At 40.1% G+C, this 19,269-nt stretch carries 16 protein-coding genes; 5 read left to right on the top strand and 11 right to left on the bottom strand.

Annotated features, from left to right (window positions below; genetic code table 11):
• Window positions 1-136: 136 nt before the first annotated feature.
• The 10 genes from V7112_RS15145 to V7112_RS15100 form a co-directional block, all read right to left on the bottom strand.
• The gene (locus V7112_RS15145; protein WP_335421239.1) at window positions 137-838 is read right to left on the bottom strand and encodes a Crp/Fnr family transcriptional regulator; all 702 of its coding nucleotides are present in this window, start codon (window positions 836-838) and stop codon (window positions 137-139) included.
• 287 nt (window positions 839-1,125) lie between these two features.
• Window positions 1,126-1,827 carry a respiratory nitrate reductase subunit gamma gene (narI, locus tag V7112_RS15140; protein WP_335421236.1) on the bottom strand — a complete coding sequence of 234 codons (702 nt, stop codon included), beginning with the start codon at window positions 1,825-1,827 and terminating at the stop codon, window positions 1,126-1,128.
• A 163-nt stretch (window positions 1,828-1,990) separates the two neighbouring features.
• Window positions 1,991-2,593, bottom strand: a complete 603-nt coding sequence (narJ, locus tag V7112_RS15135) for a nitrate reductase molybdenum cofactor assembly chaperone (RefSeq protein ID WP_335421234.1) — start codon at window positions 2,591-2,593, stop codon at window positions 1,991-1,993.
• Window positions 2,590-4,092, bottom strand: a complete 1,503-nt coding sequence (narH, locus tag V7112_RS15130; protein WP_335421232.1) for a nitrate reductase subunit beta — start codon at window positions 4,090-4,092, stop codon at window positions 2,590-2,592. The genes narJ and narH overlap by 4 nt, the downstream gene beginning before the upstream one ends.
• Complete coding sequence (locus tag V7112_RS15125) at window positions 4,082-7,759, bottom strand: nitrate reductase subunit alpha (protein ID WP_335421230.1); 3,678 nt, start codon at window positions 7,757-7,759, stop codon at window positions 4,082-4,084. The genes narH and V7112_RS15125 overlap by 11 nt, the downstream gene beginning before the upstream one ends.
• Window positions 7,743-8,027: a hypothetical protein gene (locus V7112_RS15120; RefSeq protein ID WP_438823895.1), complete on the bottom strand. Its 285-nt coding sequence runs from the start codon at window positions 8,025-8,027 to the stop codon at window positions 7,743-7,745. The genes V7112_RS15125 and V7112_RS15120 overlap by 17 nt, the downstream gene beginning before the upstream one ends.
• Window positions 8,028-8,198: 171 nt before the next feature.
• The gene (locus V7112_RS15115) at window positions 8,199-8,510 is read right to left on the bottom strand and encodes a hypothetical protein (RefSeq protein ID WP_335421226.1); all 312 of its coding nucleotides are present in this window, start codon (window positions 8,508-8,510) and stop codon (window positions 8,199-8,201) included.
• Window positions 8,511-8,549: 39 nt separating this feature from the next.
• Window positions 8,550-8,975 (bottom strand): hemerythrin domain-containing protein, encoded by a 426-nt coding sequence (locus V7112_RS15110; RefSeq protein WP_335421224.1) that lies wholly within the window; start codon window positions 8,973-8,975, stop codon window positions 8,550-8,552.
• 237 nt (window positions 8,976-9,212) lie between these two features.
• Entirely contained in the window at window positions 9,213-12,320 is a 3,108-nt protein-coding gene (locus tag V7112_RS15105; RefSeq protein ID WP_335421222.1) for an alpha/beta hydrolase domain-containing protein, read from the bottom strand.
• 366 nt (window positions 12,321-12,686) lie between these two features.
• Window positions 12,687-14,186, bottom strand: coding sequence for a nitrate/nitrite transporter (locus V7112_RS15100; protein ID WP_335421220.1), 1,500 nt, complete (start codon window positions 14,184-14,186; stop codon window positions 12,687-12,689).
• Between the two features lie 237 nt (window positions 14,187-14,423).
• Between V7112_RS15100 and V7112_RS15095 the strand changes: the two genes are divergently transcribed.
• The 4 genes from V7112_RS15095 to V7112_RS15080 are packed head-to-tail and all read left to right on the top strand — an operon-like array spanning window position 14,424 to window position 17,807.
• The gene (locus V7112_RS15095; RefSeq protein ID WP_335421218.1) at window positions 14,424-15,323 is read left to right on the top strand and encodes an ABC transporter ATP-binding protein; all 900 of its coding nucleotides are present in this window, start codon (window positions 14,424-14,426) and stop codon (window positions 15,321-15,323) included.
• Between the two features lies 1 nt (window position 15,324).
• Complete coding sequence (locus V7112_RS15090; RefSeq protein WP_335421216.1) at window positions 15,325-16,071, top strand: ABC transporter permease; 747 nt, start codon at window positions 15,325-15,327, stop codon at window positions 16,069-16,071.
• Entirely contained in the window at window positions 16,072-17,208 is a 1,137-nt protein-coding gene (locus tag V7112_RS15085; RefSeq protein ID WP_335421214.1) for a sensor histidine kinase, read from the top strand.
• On the top strand, window positions 17,205-17,807 hold the full coding sequence (locus tag V7112_RS15080; protein ID WP_335421212.1) for a response regulator transcription factor: 603 nt from the start codon (window positions 17,205-17,207) through the stop codon (window positions 17,805-17,807). Before V7112_RS15085 ends, V7112_RS15080 begins: the two co-directional genes overlap by 4 nt.
• 235 nt (window positions 17,808-18,042) lie before the next feature.
• Here the strand turns inward: V7112_RS15080 and V7112_RS15075 are convergent, their stop codons facing one another.
• Complete coding sequence (locus V7112_RS15075) at window positions 18,043-18,492, bottom strand: YueI family protein (protein ID WP_335421210.1); 450 nt, start codon at window positions 18,490-18,492, stop codon at window positions 18,043-18,045.
• Window positions 18,493-18,657: 165 nt separating this feature from the next.
• On the opposite strand from V7112_RS15075, the gene V7112_RS15070 reads away from it, so the two are divergent.
• On the top strand, window positions 18,658-19,230 hold the full coding sequence (locus tag V7112_RS15070; RefSeq protein WP_335421207.1) for a CBO0543 family protein: 573 nt from the start codon (window positions 18,658-18,660) through the stop codon (window positions 19,228-19,230).
• Window positions 19,231-19,269: the final 39 nt, after the last annotated feature.

The raw sequence follows: 19,269 nt of genomic DNA, 5'->3' as shown, positions 1-19,269 counted from the left end.
TTTAAAAAGTGCGGTGAATATGACGCATCGAATTTCTGCGTTGGCTTGCTTCTCCGGTCCTCACGTATTAACTGCATACGCTCCGGTCCTCAAAGCTGCACCGCCTTGAAATTCTCGGTCCTCTTCATCCTCCTTTTTAAACTAGTTTTTTAAGCTCTTCTAGTTGTTTGATGATGATTTTTCTTTGTCCTTTTAGCTCAATTAGGCCTTGGTTTTGAAATGCCGAAAGCCTGCGACTGAGTGTTTCCTGTGAGGTTCCAAGGTAGGATGCGAGGTCTCCTTTGCTAATCGGTAATTGAATGATCATCGATGCTTCATCTTGGGCATCAATTAGTTCCACTAAATATCCCGCGACACGCTTTTCTACATCCTGTGAGTTTAATTTTTCAATGAGTGATTCCGTTTCATTCAGTCTACTCGTGAATTCCTCTAGGATTTTTAACGAAATGGTTGGATAGCTTAGGAGTAGTTGATGAATGTCCTGCTGCTGGATGGTACAAACTTCAGTATCTTCCATTGCCTCCGCAAAGCTTGTTGTCATTGATTTTGAAAAGAGAGCAAGCTCGCCGATGAAGTCACCTTCTTCAACAAACCGAATAATTTGTTCTTTCCCATTTTCAGTAATCCGGTACATTTTTACCAAGCCTTTGTGGACAATGAAAAGATGTTCTGAGAGCTCTTCTGAGTGGAATAAAAGCTCGCCTTTCTTGAGACGTTTGCTCACTGCCACCTGTGAGATTTCAGCCATTTCAGTTTCGGTCAAATGGTTAAAAATCGGAACCCTTGAAATACATGAGGTTTTCATGTGGTCGCTGTGATTACAAGAATGACTAGACATTTAACAACTCTCCCTTGTATATAGTCCAAGATAGTCGTAACTACTGTTTGTTGGTTTATTTTTTTTGGAAGTTAAGCAAGACACTTCCCTTATGGTTAAACATACCAGATTCAGGAAACTCTGTCCTCGCTGGGATAACAATTAATAAATTTGTCATAATTTACAACCACGATTTTTTTCTACAACTTTATTTTAAGCTAAGGTGAAAGGATAAACTTTGACGCAGGTCAAAATTGCGAAGGGATTTAGTTTTTGAGGCAAATAAAGAAGAGGAGGCGACCCTCCCCTTAGTTTTGTCTGGTATTTTTCGAATAGCCATCACGCGAGCGGTATTGCTGAGGTGCTCTTGCTGGGTAGCGCAATGGGAAACTGAACATATGGACTAGCTTTGTAAAAGGAATCGATGCAAATAAAAGGAACGACAGGATGACATGAATTTTAAATAAGGTTGGAACTCCGAGCATTAACTCAGGTTGTGGATTAAGTGTGAATAAGCTTCGAAACCACGGCCCAATTGAAATTCGATACTCATATGCCGCAACTGTTGTGTTATACACTAGTGTCATATACGTCCCTAAACCAGCAATTATTAGCAGTAGGATGATTGTAAAATAACTACCTGCCGAAGTATGAACATGGACGCGCTCAATTACAAATTTCCGAATCAAAAATAGAATTAATCCGAGCACAACCATAAGCCCTGCTAGGCCACCTCCAGCTATGGCAAATAGGTGATAGGTATGGTCGTCGATTCCGATTGCATTGTAAAACTCAAGAGGAATCAGCATCCCCATAACATGACCGATAAAGGCGAAAATGATTCCGTAGTGAAAAATGACTGATGCATAGCGTAGCCACTTTTTCTCAAAGATTTCTGTTGATGGTGCGGTCCAGCTTTTTCCTCGGAACACAAACCGATAAAATGTCCCTACAACAAGGATTGCTATGCATATATATGGGTATGCCGTCCACCAGAAATGTAATTCCATCCATTAACCTCCTTTCAAAATCATGAAGTAAAAATATCTTATCCACATAAGAACATTTGTTTTCCACAGCCTGTGGATGCTTTTGTGGATAGTGTTGAAAATTTACTGAATATTTTTTTCCACAATATCCACATTGTCCACAATATCCACAGAGTTATGAACATCATTGATAAAGCATTGGATATGGAAGCTCCTCTAAATCCGCTTCCTCACGCTGATTTTCTAGCAATGTGATTTCTTCTGCTTCTGGCGCTTCAAAGACAAACATCATTAAAAGGTTCACAATTTTGTGGTATGGATTTGAATCAAAAAGGTTTTTATGAATTCGATTGACCGCAAAGGCTAAGCGGCGGTATAACCGTTCAAAGTTTTCGCCTTCAGGTGCATGTGCTAAAAGCTCAAACAGCATTGGGATATAATCCACAATTTCCTTTCCGTGATATTCAAATCCACCTTCGACGATTAGTTTTTGTAGCTTAATTAAGGCTGCTCCACGTTTTCGGCTATCACCTAATTCGTGTGAGGTTAAATAAAGACTTGTTCGATCCTTATAATCGAAGGTATCCACATAGAGCTCCTGTAATTCAAGCAATGGCATTTTAAAAAGAGGCGCAATTCGTTCTAAAATTTCATTTCTCATGTTTACAGAGCCCACTTCTTCGTTCACGTATTTCTCTAAATCCGGATAATTTTCAAGAAGAGTCTGGTCCGGATAATCGAGGATACGTGACATGATCATTAAGATTGCTTTTGCTTCACTGGTCATTGATTTCCACTTCTTTCAAATGGATATGTCACCATACCTTCTGGTGGTGCTAAATCCTCAATGCTACATGCGCCTTGCTTGTAATGAAGGTCATCATCCATTTCGCGTCGGCCTGTTGGAATCACAAAACGCTCATTGTATTTCGCAACACCTAATAAGCGCTGCATTTCCTCAAGCTCTTCCGGTGTTGTATTTGCTTCCTTTATAAGCTTGCTCATTGACTCACCGTCAATTCCTCCAACCGTTTTGGAACGCATATGAACACGCATGGCAGCCATCTTCAGTAAGACACGGCGAATCACATCTGTATCATCTGCCGATAAAATTGATGCCAAGTACTCCATCGGAATTCGCATATCATCAACCGCTGGAATATATCCTTCTGCATTCAAGCTTTGCTCGTTTGTGATATGGTTCATAATTGGACTAAGTGGCGGCACATACCAAACCATTGGCATTGTGCGATATTCAGGATGCAATGGCAACGCAATCTTCCACTTCATCGCCATTTTATACACAGGTGACTCCTGCGCACTTTGAATCCAACTTTGATTTATTCCTTGTTCTTGGGCTTTTTCAATCACATCTGGATCAAATGGATCTAAAAAGACAGAAAGCTGTGATTCATATAGGTCTTTCGGATTCTCTACAGATGCCGCTTCTTTCACGCGGTCTGCATCATATAAAACAACCCCGATATAACGGATACGACCAACACATGTTTCCGAACAAATAGTTGGAAGACCTGCCTCTGTACGCGGATAACAGAAGTTACATTTTTCTGCCTTATGAGTGTTCCAGTTATAGTACACCTTGTGATACGGACAGCCATTCATGCAAAAACGCCAGCCACGACAAGCATCCTGGTCAACGAGAACAATTCCGTCCTCATCTCTTTTATAAAGCGCACCTGAAGGACAAGACGCGACACAGGATGGATTCAAGCAATGTTCACAAATTCGCGGTAAATACATCATGAATGTTTTTTCATATTCCATCGCAATATGCTCTTGAAGCTTTTGAACGTTCGGGTCCATCGGGACGACCTCGCTACCGCCAGCAAGGTCATCATCCCAGTTCGGACCCCATTCCGGCTTATCCATGTACTTACCTGTAATCATTGACTTTGGTCGTGCAACAGGGATGTTTTCCCCTTTTTTTGCAGTATGAAGATGTTCATAATCGTATGTCCAAGGCTCATAAAAATCATCTAGCTCTGCCATATTTGGATTGTAAAAAATGTTTGCAAGTTTGGAAATTGGACCCCCTGCTCGTAGATGCAGTTTTCCATTTCGCAATGTCCAACCACCTTTGTAGCGATCCGTGTTTTCCCATTCCTTCGGGTACCCTGGTCCAGGACGAGTTTCAACGTTATTGAACCAGACGTACTCCATGCCGGGTCGATTCGTCCATACATTTTTACATGTGACAGAACAAGTATGACAGCCGATACACTTGTCTAAGTGCATGACCATCGCCACCTGTGCCTTAATTCTCAAGCCAGTCGACCTCCTTTAATGGGCGAACAATCGTTAACGTATCTCGTTGGCTACCTGTTGGTCCATAATAATTGAATCCATAGCTTAGCTGTGAATAACCACCAATCATATGTGTTGCCTTTGGATAAATTCTCGTCACGCTGTTATGTGTTCCACCACGATTTTTATTGATTGTGTTTCCTGGTACTCCCATAACCCGGTCTTGGGCATGATGCATATAGACCGCGCCGCGCGGCATTCTGTAGGTTAACACAGCCCTAGCTACAACGGCACCGTTTCGATTGTATAATTCAATCCAGTCATTATCCTTAATACCGATTTCAGCAGCATCCTCCTCGTTCAACCAGACAACCTGCCAGCCTCTAAATAGCTGCACCATGTTTTTGGTATCCGTGAACATCGTGTGGATACCCCACTTTTGGTGTGGCGTCATATAACGAAGCGTAATTGACTTTCCACTGTTCTCAACCTCTTTTTCCCCTTTAATAAAAGGACCTTTGTTAATTGGCGGCAGGTAGAGTGGAAGCCCTTCACCATAATCGAGCATGACTTCATGATCTAAATAAAAGCTTTGTCTTCCTGTAAGAGTGTGCCATGGAATATGAAACTCTTTGTTTACTGTAAATGGTGAATAACGGCGACCGTCATTCTCAAGCCCACTCCAAACCGGTGTTGAAAGGGTTTGTCTTGGCTGAATGGTCAAGGCATCTAATGTAAAGTCTTCTTCTTCACGCTCTTTAGCAATATGACTGAGCTTCTTCCCTGTTTTTTGTTCCATAGACTTCCAGCCTTCAACAGCACGCTTCCCATTTGTGGCCCCTGACATGAGAAGGATTGCATTGATTGCTTTGACATCGGAATATAAAGATGGGAGTCCTTTACCGACACCTTCAGATTTTGAAGGTCCGAGGCGATCCGTCAAGGATTGGAATACTTTATCCCCAGGGATTTTGACTCCTTTCGTTCCGTATCCATTTTTAATATTCGGTCCGACAGTTATCCACATATCATACACATTTGGATAATCTCGCTTCACAAAATTGAGGTTCGGCATCGTTTTTCCTGGAATACCTTCCACTTCGCCTTTACGCCAATCCTTCACTTTTCCAAAAGGCTGAGCTATTTCATTAATCGTGTCATGGGCAAGTGGGGAAATGACGAGATCCTCTTGGGCTGGCAAATGGTCTTTTGCAAGCTCCGAGAATGCTTTTGCGATTTCCCTAAATGCATCCCAGTCACTTCTTGTTTCCCATGGCGGGCTAATTGCCGCATTAAATGGATGCACAAATGGATGTAGATCCGTTGTACTGATGTCTTGTTTTTCATACCATGTAGCAGCAGGCAGGATAATGTCAGAGAACAGCCCTGAACTAGTCATTCGGAAATCCATACTTACAAAGAGATCCGTTTTTCCTTCAGGCGGTTTTTCTGAAATGTTGACATCCTTTGGCTGCCAAGATTGTTCTGGGTCTGATAAAACCGTATCCTTTGAGCCAATTAAATGCTTTACGAAATACTCATGACCTTTCCCGCTGTCTCCTAATAAATTGGAGCGCCAATTAAAGAAGACTCTTGGGAAGTTTCGTGGATCATTTGGATTTTCAATTGCAAAATCTAACTCCCCATCGACCAGTTGTTTTGCGATATAATCCGTCACGGATTTGTCATCACTATGTTTCGAACGGGCTTCCTTCATGACCTCCAATGAATTTTGCGAGAGTGTTGGGAAGCTTGGTAACCAACCAAGACGTGATGACATCGCATTAAAATCAGCAGGGTGCATATTGGAATACTTGCTGCCCCAGTCCGTTTCTTTATCATCAAAATCGTATTCATAACGGAACTGCTCAGTTGCAAAATAGAAAAAGGATGTACCGTTCATGAGACGAGGTGCTTTTACCCAATCGTTAGCAAACGCAATTTGAGAGAATCCCTCTAATGGACGCACCTTCTCCTGTCCTACATAGTGCGCCCAACCACCACCATTGACGCCTTGTGAACCTGTTAGGAGAACAAGGTTTAAAATGGCACGATAGATTTGGTCACTATGGAACCAGTGGTTTGTTCCTCCGCCCATGGCAATCATGGATTTACCTTGGGTCAGTTCTGCATTTTCTGCAAATTCACGCGCAACCTGGATAACATGTTCCTTTTTCACACCTGTTATGCTTTCCTGCCATGCAGGTGTATATGGTCTCGCTGTGTCATTATAATCAGTCGGATAATCACCTTGAAGCCCGCGGCTAATACCAGTGTGCGCAAGCATTAAGTCATAAACGGTTGTTACAATCAGTTCATTGCCCGATTGGTCCTTCATCCGTTTAATTGGAACACCGCGCTCTACTTTTCCGCCTTCTTTTTCCGCAAAATAAGGGAATTCGACCATGGCAACATCATCTGAATCGTTGATAAAGCTTAGCTTTGGATTGATACTTGTGCCATCCTCCGTAGTCATGTCAAGATTCCATTTCGTGCTGCTGTCCCATCTGAAGCCTTGGCTTCCATTTGGTATTGCGATTTGATTTGTCGTTTCATCCCAAACCACAGTCTTCCAATCACCAAGCTCGTGTTGGTCGGAAAAATCAGAAGCTCTTAGAAACCGGTCAGAGCGATAGCTTTCTCCTTTTTTACTCAGGGTAATTAAGAACGGTAAATCTGTGTATTTTTTCGCATAATCACGGAAATAAGGTGTTTCTTTATCCACATAAAATTCCTTTAAAATCACATGGGTCATCGCCATGGCTAGTGCACCGTCTGTGCCCGCTTTTGCGGGAAGCCATATGTCGGCAAACTTGTCATATTCCGCGTAGTCCGGGCTTACCCCAACTACCTTTGTTCCGTTATAACGAGCTTCCACCATAAAATGGGCATCTGGCGTTCTCGTTTGTGGAATATTGGTACCCCAAATAATGAAGTATTTTGTGTTGTACCAATCGCCGCTTTCCGGAACATCGGTCTGGTCACCCCACACCTGTGGTGATGCAGGCGGCAAGTCCGCATACCAATCATAGAAGCTAAGAATGGTTCCACCGATTAGAGATAAAAATCTTGCCCCACCAGCATAGCTCACCATTGACATCGCGGGAATTGGGCTGAATCCTACGACCCGATCGGGACCGTATTTTTTAATCGTATGAATGGTGGATGCTGCAATCATTTGGCAAACATCCTTCCAGTTTCCTCTTACGAAGCCACCCTTACCACGGACAGAAACATATGCTTTTCGCTTTTCTGGATTGCTGACGATATTTTCCCATGCTTGGACAGGATTATCCGCCTTTGCGACTTCATCCTTCCAAAGAGCGAGAAGGTCACCACGAACATAGGGATATTTCACTCGCGTTGGGCTGTATGTATACCATGAAAAACTCGCACCACGTGGGCATCCACGGGGCTCGTAATCTGGGAAATTATCTCCCGTTGAAGGATAGTCTGTTTGCTGAGTTTCATAGGCGATAATCCCGTCTTTGACATGAATTTTCCAACTGCATGAGCCCGTACAGTTCACTCCATGTGTGGAACGGACAACCTTATCATGGGCCCAACGATTTCGGTAAACCGATTCCCAGTCTCGCGGGCGTGGATTTTCTTCTGTCCAACCATCGTTTATACGCTCTCCACGCACTAAATGCTTTAGCGAGTGAAAGAGACTATTTTGCTTTGCCAATGTCTCCATCCCTTCCCTTCAGGATATTAGCCAATGGGTTAAAGTCCTCGCCCACTAACCTGAAACTTTGTGTGCCTGCTTGAAATTCTTCAAGAAAGACCTGCCAGCTTGAGGCATTTGCGGCCGCTAAGATAAGACGCTGAAGTGTGCTCATATCCTGGATTTCATAGATTTCTTCAATCATTTTTCCAGGAATATCACCAAATCTCATCCGTAAAACAGCAATCAAGTCTTCTCGATCATCAATTAACATTGCATCATTCTCCATGGAAAACAACAAACCAACCCCTTTATAAGAAAAGTGCAAAGCGCCCGTTTATCGGCGACAAGCATAAGACGAGCGCTGACAGAAGGCGCTTTTTGCCTTCCGAAGCGATTGGCTTAGACCCGAGAGCCGATGGCGCATGGAACTAGACATCAAAAACTAAGTACGACATTTTCAAAGTTTAATCATCTTGTAATAGTCTGATATCAATTGATTCTTACATTTTTCAGCTGTTTCTTTGAAAAAGGAAGCTATCTCTTCATCGGGATCATTTGCTTGTTCAAAGCTTATAAAGGCTGTAACAGATTGTGAAAATGATTGAGAGAATCTTAATGTTAAGTCATAGCCTTCCTCCTGCTTCACCACGGTTGCATAGATATCGTAGGAATGAATGTTATATTCGAAAAATGTATCAACCATCTTTTGATATAGATTTGGCGCAGCAAACCTTAGTAGTTTTTCCTCAATTGCATCTTTTTTACCCATTTACATCTCCTTTCCACTTCTTCCTAATTTTTCATTTTATTATTCGTTATTCGCTAGCAGTTTATTCATCTCGTCATCGTTATGGATTTCATCAATGATAATTAAGCTATCTAAGAGAGGAATCATGCGATGATCAGCCTCTTCTGTTTCCAAGCTTTTCTTCATTGTCGCAACGATTCGACGCATTAAATCATGATCGCGTGTAAGCTGATTTACCAGTTTTTCAAGCTTTGGATTTTTTTCGATTAGTTCTTTATATAAGCCCTCTTCTTCTGAATCAGCATGTTTCAGAGTTCTAGATTCCCAATGGTCAATTGCAACCTCGGCAACCTGAAGTGCTTTTTCCTTATTTCCTTCTTCAACGCACTTTCTAAATATGTTTCGGAGCTCCTTTGCCTCATGTAAAGCCGCCTCGTGAATCGCTGAATGAGAATCTGTTTTTCGTAAACTTGGTCCTGTTGCCATTACGTTCATCCTTTCTTCCTTACAAAATTAGAACTATCCTCATAATCCTTTCCATCTAGATTCTACTTAAACTCCTATGCGTTCATTTCCTCAAAAATGTCATAATTGAAATATGAAAAATTCGGGTATAACATTTTTGAATTAAATGCACAAAAAGAGCCGGGGTATACACCCCGGCTCTCCATATAACAACACTTTATTCTTTTGTCTTTTGGTTATGTCCATCCGGTTATTAGCTTATTCATTCCAAGGCTTTGTATGACTTGCAATGACCTCTTTGTATGAATCTGCAACGGATTGCGGAATTAAATCTTGCGCTAATAGGTTGTCGACAGAAGCATTCATTTTTGAAACCCAATTCACTCTTGTACCATAAAGCTCATTAAGCTTGTCAACACTAAACATTGTCATAAAATCATTTTGGATCATGTACGAAGCAAGTGGATTATCTGACAATGGATGGCGGATTCCTCCGGTCACATTACCGTTTGCATCTCTTGTAAGTTTTTGTGAATTTGTGTCTAACTCTAACCATTTATCATCTGCTGCCGGGAAGTATTTTTCCGAGTCTGCATTTGGATTAGCTTTTTTAGCAGCAGCATATTCATAAAGGTTATCAAGCGCACCACTTACAAACATATCGATATGCAAATTACTCTTTATCGTATTTGGAAGCGGACTAATCGGATATTTTCTCGGGCTCACTCCAGCTTTTATAAGAGCATCATTATTCTGGATAATCGGCGAAATTGCATCTGAATGTGGAGCATTCGCTACCTCATATAGTCTAAAAATATCCGACTTGCTGTTTTGATCTTGTTTATTTTTATAAGATGGGAAAAGCCCTTTTCCTTCCTTAAATCCAGCTTCTGCCTGAGACATGATGACAATTTTCGGAACGCCCATCGCCTTATAAACAGACTTTGGTGTATTCTTGTCATATAAAGATGGCATCACATCTTTCGACGGCTGAATCGAGGTTGGGATTGCACCTACCCAATTATAATAACCGTCAAATAAATACTCGTCTTTTTCAGCATTGTATAAGTAGGGTTGGAACACATCTGTATACGTATTCAAATACATTCCCGACTGACTTTGTCCACCCAAGAACACAAAATCAGGCTTTGTACCAAGAATTTGCTTACTTTGATTCTCATCATTTAATGCAACTCCAAGCTGGGAAAGCATATCCCAGAACAAACCATTTTCATACTGACCTTCTTTATCCGCAACCCAATCAATATCGGAATAACGGACAGGATCGAATGTTTTCAATGCTGTGACATTTACATTTTTCGAAGTGATCCCGATATAACCATGCCCATTATCCATGAAATATTCCCAGCTTCTTCTCCATGTATCTTCCATATCAGAATTATTGGAGGCATTTAAAATATCAATATAAACTGCACCGGAGAAATCTTTCATATCCTTTGGCATACGCACAATGATTCTGTTCGTGTAATCATAGGGTCCACTTTTTACGGTTGGCACATCATTCCCTTCAACATTGCCAAGCTCGTAAATATTGGCATTTCCGGAAACGAAAAATTCCTTTTCCGTATAATCATAATCATTCCAAATATCAATCTTGCCAACAGAATCAAGCATTGAATTATATGGATGGCTTAGCTCTGGATTAGTAGCTGTGTCCTGTTCGTTATGATCAAAACCGACTTTTTCAGGATTAAATGGTTTTTCTTCAATCTTATTTGGTTTAGCTTTTGAAATAGCGTAAATCTCATTCGCGTCAGGTCCGCCAAAGCCTTTCTTTTCATTGACATAGTCAACTAGCTTGTCATAACCTTCTTGTAAGATATATCCGTCATCTAGTAGCTTTTTTGCCTGCTCTAAGAAGGGCTTCTTGTAATCTTTCTCATAATTAGAGTATAGCTTTGCAATTTTATCAGCAGTAAAGAAAACCATACTTCCATTCGTTTCAAAAGGCAGACCATTTCTACTAGGATAATAGGTCGCAATTGGATACTCAATCTGTGGTGCACGAATACCACCCAATGCATTACCATGCTCATCTTTTTTAGGAGTATAAATGGTTTTACCGTCTACAATTGATTCATTAAAATCAATCCATTTGTCATCAGCAGAAGGGGCCGGAATTCCTTCGGTTACCCACTTATGCATGTTTTCCTGTGCAGCATTTACATAAATCTGCAAATTTAAATCGCTTTCATAATGGCCAGGATCATACTCTTTTGGTGGTCTTCCCTTCCCATTTCCAAGTTTAATTTCATCGCTAAACGGAATAACGTCCAGGGTTGGATCTGTATGTGGTGTACCTGCTACTTCATAAAATCTAAACTTATTTTTGGTTGAAGATGAATCATGTTTTCTCTCATATTCATAGATTGGTAGGTTTGCAAACATATGCTCAAATTCAGACATAATAACAATATATGGAACACTCGTTTCTGAATAGGTAACACTTGGTTGAGGACCTCCTGAATGAACATTTGTTGTGCCGGGGCCAACCAAATTCATATAGCCATCAAATAATGGCTTTCCACTATTTGAATTTTTTAATAAACTGTCAAATAAAGTAATATAAGTATTTAAATAAAAGCCTGATTGACTCTGTCCAGATAAATAGACATATTCAGGTTTTAGACCACCTAAAATGTCGCCTGCACTTTCGCTGCGAAGCTTAGTGCCCAATTGGGAAAGCATATCCCAAATCAGACCATTTTCATCCTTGCCATTAACCAGCCAATTAAGGTCAGCATATCTCTCACTATCAAATCTTTTCAAAGCATTAATGGTATCTGTTTTTGAAGTAATCCCAATATAGGCATGTCCTTCGTTCATGTACCAATCATAGCTTCTCCCCCAAGTATCCTCTAAGTCTACTCCACTTGAAGCATTCAAGATATCAACATACACGCGGCCAGAAAACTTTGCTGTTTCCTTTGGAAATCTTACTAGCAGCCTTGTTGTATAATCATTGTCAGATGACTTGATAAAAGGAACATCCTTATCATCTATACTATAAACATTTGCTTTCCCTGACATGAAAAATTCCTTTTCGTCATAGCCGTAATTATTCCAAATATCTACTTGTCCGCTTGAACTGTACATGGAACTGAATGGGTGGCTGATGTCAGTTGGTTCACTATGAAAAGTCATCCCCTCTCCGTAAGGAATTTCTTTTACAGTTGGAAGCTGCTTTATCGCCTTCTTAATTTTACCTTGGTCTTTATGTGCATTTGCATTTTGTGCCCGTTCCACCTTGTGGGTACCTTCATTCGCTGCCATTGTTGATATTCCCCCGCTTAGTAATAGCATAGCTGAGAGAATAACAACGGAAATTTGTTTTCCTCGTTTCAAAACTTTCACCCCGTCTTCTTGTAATTAAACGCTTACATTTTTTAAAAATAAATCACCTACCTCCTTAATTTTTGTTATCATGCATATTAATATATCAGTAGTATAGCGTTATCTACTTACCGCTTCTATAATATTTTGAATAATTAAAATAAAACAGTTATTTAGTCCCGAAAACAAAGTAAGGGTAACTCCTCCTAAAGTCGTCTTTTTACATAAAAAAATGCCGAATTGGCAGTTTAATGGGCAAAATAAAAACGCTCAGATTTGAGCGTTCAATATTTAATCAGCTTAATTAAATTTAAGTCCCGATAGTTGACCTTTATAAATCATACATTTTTGTACAGTTTTACCCTCAGCTTTTCTTTGTTATGAGTCCTGTTCGGTTAGATCATTGAAGAGCCCAACGTAATACTTGACCTCACCAACTTCATTTTTCACTTCACTAATGGTCAGCCATTCTCGATAGAGTTCTTTGTTTTTCCGTCTATTCCAAATTTCACCCTGCCAATAGCCTTGTTCGTGTATAGAATTCCACATCTGATCGTAAAAGGCGGAATCATGCTTCCCGGAACGTAGAATACTTGGCGTTTTTCCGATTGCTTCTTCTGGGTCAAAGCCCGTAACCGTTGTAAACGCATGGTTGACTTTTTGAATAATTCCCTTTGGATTTGTGACCATCATCCCCTGGGCGACATTTTCGATAAGCTTTGCTTCGAGCTGAATTTTTTCAGTGTAGAACATCCACACGACGAATACTGAGCTTAAAAGTGCAAACATTGCAAGGGACATAAATCCGATTGCGTAGTGCCCCGTCATACCAAACACAATTGAAAGCACGAGCGGTGGGAAGAATCCGCCTAATCCACCCATTGCCGACACGATTCCGTTGACAATTCCAGCTTGCTTTGAAAAATAATACGGAACGAGCTTGAAAATCGTCCCATTGCCGATTCCAGCGCAAATCGAAACGAGCAGGCAACCAAGGGTATATAAGACAATATCAGGTGTAAAAGCAAGAAGCACTCCTGCAAAAGTGATGACGTTAAATACAATAAACAAAATTAAATATGGATTGAATTTATCACCAAGCCATCCCCCAACTGGCCGTAAAAGGGTTGCAAGCGTGATAAATCCAGCCGTCCGCAATCCTGCATCAACCGTTGTTAATCCAAAATAGGATACTAAAAAGTTTGGCAAATATACAGTGAACGCTACAAATGAACCGAATGTTACAAAATAAAATAAGCTAATGAACCATAGCTTCTCATTTTTATAAACACTTTTTATCTGTTCACTCAACGGTTTATTTACTTTAGGTTCATTGCGGTCACCCAATAAAAAATTTAAGAGTGCAAATAAAATAACCGGGATGAGAAATAATCGTACCGTGCTTTGCCACCCAATGTTTACTGCTAGCACTGGGGCTGCAAATGATGTGATCGCTGTACCGATATTTCCGGCACCATATATCCCGTTCACAAACCCGTGACGTTCCTTCGGGTAGTACTTCGGCAGTGAAGTAACCCCGATTGAGAACAAGGCTCCTCCAACCCCAATAATGAGCCCGCCAAGAATTAAATCGAACATAGAATCAGCTATACTAATATAAAAGATCGGAAAAATTAGTATGAGAAAGCCAATTAAAAACAACCATCTAGCTCCATATCGATTCGTCCAAAATCCTAATAAAATTCGTAAAAGTGATCCTAAAATGACCGGAACGGCGGTGACAATTGCAGTTTGGTTATCGGTTAATGGAATATCTTGTTTAATACTCGACATTAGGGATGACAAAATCACCCACACCATAAACCCAACAACCAAGCTTGCGGTTTGAAGTGGCAGCTGCAATTTTTGTGTCTTCATACCTTTACTCCTCCTCCAAACATTCCTTATGTATTCTTCCTAGTTTATGAAATACCAAGAAAATCAAACATACTTTTTTTTGTGGGACAGAGGGACAGGTCCCCTGTCCCTGTAAAAAAATGGTGGGACGCTGGACCTGTCCCCCTGTCCCAGATGACAATTGTCATTTAAGTTGATGACATTATCCACTAATCGGGATTGTTTTGAGGTTCTACAATGATGGTGGAGGTGTTTTTTATGGAACCGATTATTGAGTTAAGTCAGGTTAGTAAGTTGTTTAAAAATAAGACGGCTGTAGATCAAATTTCTTTTTCGATTCAAAAGGGTGAGGTTGTTGCCATTTTGGGACCAAATGGTGCTGGTAAGACAACAACGATGATGATGATGTTAGGGCTATTAGAGCCAACTGATGGTAGTGTTCAAGTTTTCGGACATTCACCAAAGGATAAATCAACCCGTGAAAAAATTGGTGCTTTGCTGCAAGAGGTAAGTGTGATTGACGCATTAAAGGTTCGGGAGATTATTCAGCTTTTCAGGAGCTATTATCCACATCCTTTATCCTATGAGGAGTTGGTGACATTCACTGGATTTACGAAGGATGAATTACAAAAACGAGCGAATAAGCTTTCTGGAGGTCAAAAGCGACGCCTTGGCTTTGCACTGGCTATGGCAGGTAACCCCGATGTCTTATTCTTTGATGAACCGACAGTCGGCATGGATGTGACGGCAAGAAAACTTTTCTGGAATACTGTTAGCGAATTAAAAAATCGCGGCAAAACTGTCATTTTCACAACCCACTATTTACAAGAAGCTGACGATATTGCCGAAAGAGTAATTCTTTTTCATGAAGGCAAGATTGTTGGGGATGGAACGCCTAAAAATATTAAAGCAAGGTTACTTAAACAATCTGTTTCTTTTACCCTAACTTCCGCAATAAGCCACGAAGAAATTAAAACCATTGCCAACGTAACAGATGTATATGAAAAGAATGGTCGGATTTATGTATTAACTAACAATACTGATGCAGTTTTGGCCTCTATATTTGACCGTAAACTCCCTGTCCAACATATCGAAATTGAGCGCGGTCGTCTCGAGGATGCATTTGAACAATTAGTAGAAAAAAGGGAGGCTATGTAAAATGAACGGTTTTTTGATGCAATGTAAATTCGAGATTTTAAGGATTTTTAGAAATCCCTATTATGTATTTTGGTCATTGTTCATGCCGATTGCTTTTTACGTCGTATTTACAAGAATTTTTAATTCAGGCATGGATGATCAGGAATTGTGGAAAGCTCATTATTTAATGTCAATGACGACGTTTAGCGTGATGGGCTCTGCAATTATGACACTTGGCATCCGACTAGTTGAAGAAAGAAAACAAGGCTGGTCCACGTTTATGAGAATTACCCCATTGTCTGACCAAGCATATTTTGCTTCAAAAATGCTCGCTCAAACGGTGATTCATATTTTTTCAATCATCGTTATTTTTGTAGCTGGTGCACTCATTAATGGAGTATCTCTCTCAGCATCAGAGTGGATCATGTCTGGATTATGGATTTTATTCGGTTCATTGCCATTTCTTGCTTTAGGGACACTTGTAGGCACGATGAAAAGAGTGGATACAGCAGCTGGCGTTTCAAATATGATTTATATGATTCTCGCCATTAGTGGCGGCATGTGGATGCCGTTAGAAATAATGCCAAACTTCATACAATCTATTGGAAAATGGCTACCTTCTTATCACTTTGGCAGTGGTGCATGGGAAATTGTACGTGGTGGATATCCAGATTGGCTTAATTTTACACTTTTGATTGGGTATCTCTTCTTGTTCATGGTAATATCAGGGTATACAAGAAGAAAACAGGAAGCGGCGGTGGTAAGCTGAATGCTTCAAAAACTGAAGGAATTTAGGGTTTTTCCTGCTAGGTATGGATTTTTCCCCTATGTTTTTTTGATTTATCTTGCCATGCCAGCATACTACGTTACTATTGAGCATGGATGGAAACAAATTGCTGGGATCGGGCTGCTACTATTGTTTCTCGTTACCTATCGGCAACTCTATAACTCATTTGATAAAAATTCCTACACATTTTGGTTTGTTGTGCAAATTATTATAGTTTTAATTCTTGCAATCTCTTATAATCTTTATAATATATTTTTAGGATTTTTTTCAGCCCATTTTATTGGATGGTATAGGAGTAAGTTGTCATTTTATCGTGCGTTGGGATTGTTTGGACTTGCCATTATCATTCCACTGTTTGTTAAGTGGGATACTTTGATTATAGAGACGATTTACTTTTATGCAATTTTTATGATAATTATGCTCGTTTCCCCATTTGGTATTCGCTCCATGAATAGCCGTATGGAGCTTGAAAAAAAGCTTGAAGAAGCGAACGAACAAATTGAAGAGCTCGTGAAGCGGGAGGAACGAATGAGAATTGCTAGAGACCTCCACGATACGTTAGGACATACGCTGTCGATGATTACCTTAAAAAGTCAGCTCGTTCATAAATTAATTAGTAAGGACCTTGAAAAGGCAAAGCTTGAAACGAAAGAAATTGAACGAACCTCCCGCTCAGCACTGAGACAAGTGAGAGAATTAGTATCTGACATGAGGGCAGTTACGATTGCGGAGGAACTCATTGAAACAGAAACGATTTTACGGGCTGCAGGTATTTCGTTTGCATTTGATGGAGACTCAAAGCTTGAGGATGTACCACTGCTTACTCAAAACATCCTTAGCTTATGCCTTAAGGAAGGTATTACAAATGTTGTAAAACATAGCAAGGCAACAGACTGTGCTGTCCAGCTTTTGAATAACCCAGGCGAAATTGAATTATCAATCTATGACAACGGTAAAGGAATGGATGACAAGGCTAGAGACGGTAACGGGTTAAAGGGAATCAATGAAAGGTTACGTTTAATCGACGGTTTTGTAAAAGTCATTTCGCAAGATGGAACAAAACTTATTATTACAATTCCTATTATCGCTAAAGAGAAAAAGGCTGGTGTTGGTTCTTGATTAGAGTAATGATCGCCGAAGATCAAGGGATGCTTAGAGGCGCTTTAGGCTCTTTACTAGATTTTGAGGAGGATATTGAAATTGTCGGAGAGGCCTCCAATGGCAAAGAAGCGTTGAAATCGATTCTCACCCTTAAGCCCGATGTTTGTTTAATGGATATCGAAATGCCTTATATGAGTGGTCTTGAAGTAGCAGAAGAAGCGAAAAAAAGATTTTCCACCTGTAGAATCATTATTTTAACTACCTTTGCTCGCCCTGGTTATTTTGAGCAAGCCGTCAAAATTGGCGTAAACGGATATATGTTAAAGGATGGCTCAGTTGATGAGCTTGCAGAGTCGATTCGAAGTGTCATGAAAGGAAAACGTGAATTTGCCCCTGAATTGATTTTCGGCAGCATGAAAGAAGACAATCCGTTAACGGAACGTGAACAGGATGTACTACGATTGGCTTCAGAAGGAAAAACCTCAAAAGAAATTTCTGCGCAATTATTTTTATCAGCTGGCACCGTCCGGAATTATATATCCGAGATCATTAATAAACTTGGCGTAAAAAACCGCACAGAAGCAGTCACCGTCGCCAAAGAAAAACGGTGGATTTAGGTTATTTTAATGGAAGATTTACATTGCAAACAATTAAGTCTAAATGGTTTTTCGTAATACTGGTCATTTTATTCATCAGTTTGATAGGTCAAGCTGCAGTACATTGGAATTCAAATATGAAGCTAGTGTGGCTTAATGGAGTTTTTGCCTTAATACTCGGGGTTATGATGATATTGATTCGCAAAAGATTCCACAATCATTAATAGAGAACCTGTGACCACAAAAGGGACTCCCCCTACTTTTTAAAAGTTTTTTTAAAAAGAGAGAAGAGTCCTTTTTTTTCGGCATTTTTCTGTTGGGGCAGTACTGGTTTTATTTTATTACTAATATAAATGTCTTCTTTATCAATAGCATGATCGAACGCGAGTACAAGTCCAAGGTCTGAATTGTGGTCTTTATTTGAGACAATAGTGTACTCAATGTTATTTGCACCCGCTAGCTTCACATATTTGGACAAAAAGCGGTAATCTACATGGCCATTCAAGTACATATGTACTTCGTTGTGCTTTTTACAAGCATCCTGTATCTCCTGATATACCTGATTCTCTCTGACCTGCGACTGTGTTAGTGCAAATTCGACTCGTTCTCTAATGGTCCCAAGGAATTTTTTACGCTCTTCAGGCTTTATTTCTTTCGCCCCATGTATTCCCTGTTGAAGATAATCGTCCACATTCGTCTTCGTCATTCCATCCTCCCATTTCGCTCGTCTTATTTATTTCTAATTATAACAATATCTTGCTCTTTTTATGAGTATTCCGGCTTGCACGTCTATGTTCAACAATGTTAAGAATATACAAGCCAAATATGGGAAAAATGAATAAAATGAAAAATAGTACGAGGAAGTGGTCAATTGATTTCTCATCGGCACGAAGTTTTTGACAAATTTATTTCCATGCGTGAAGAGCTAGCTCAATTTGGAATCGAATATTGGAAACAGTATTCGAATTTGGGGACCTGGCAGTTTTGGGTAGTTCTATTAATGCTGCTTATTCCTCTTTTGATTGTGTATTTTGCAATTGACAGGGAGAAAATTTTCAAAATTGGCTTTTATGGCTTTGCCGTCCATGTTTTGTTTGCATATGTCGATTCTTATGGAATTCAAGCTGGACTATGGGGGTATCCATTCCAGGTTGTCCCTTTTTTACCAAGTCTATCTCTCGATGCAGCCTTTGTCCCGGTAACCATAATGATGGTGTATCAATGGACCTTAAACCATGATAAAAGTTTTTATTTATATTGCTTGATTACATCATTGATTTTAGGGTTTATCTTTAAACCATTACTTGTTAGCATCGATCTATTTGAAAAATACCAATGGGTCAATTACTTCTATCTTTTCTTATTCTATTTCATTATCTTTGTTATACCCTATTGGCTCACTCGATTGTTCGAACGAATGCAAGGGAATACTGGGAGGCTATAGACTTTCTCATGGCTATACCTATAAAATTGGAGCATCTCC

The sequence above is a fragment of the Bacillus sp. JJ1566 genome, from assembly GCF_036962685.1.
Taxonomy (GTDB): Bacteria; Bacillota; Bacilli; order Bacillales; family Bacillaceae_L; genus Ferdinandcohnia.
This window is presented reverse-complemented; position numbering and strand designations above follow the sequence as displayed.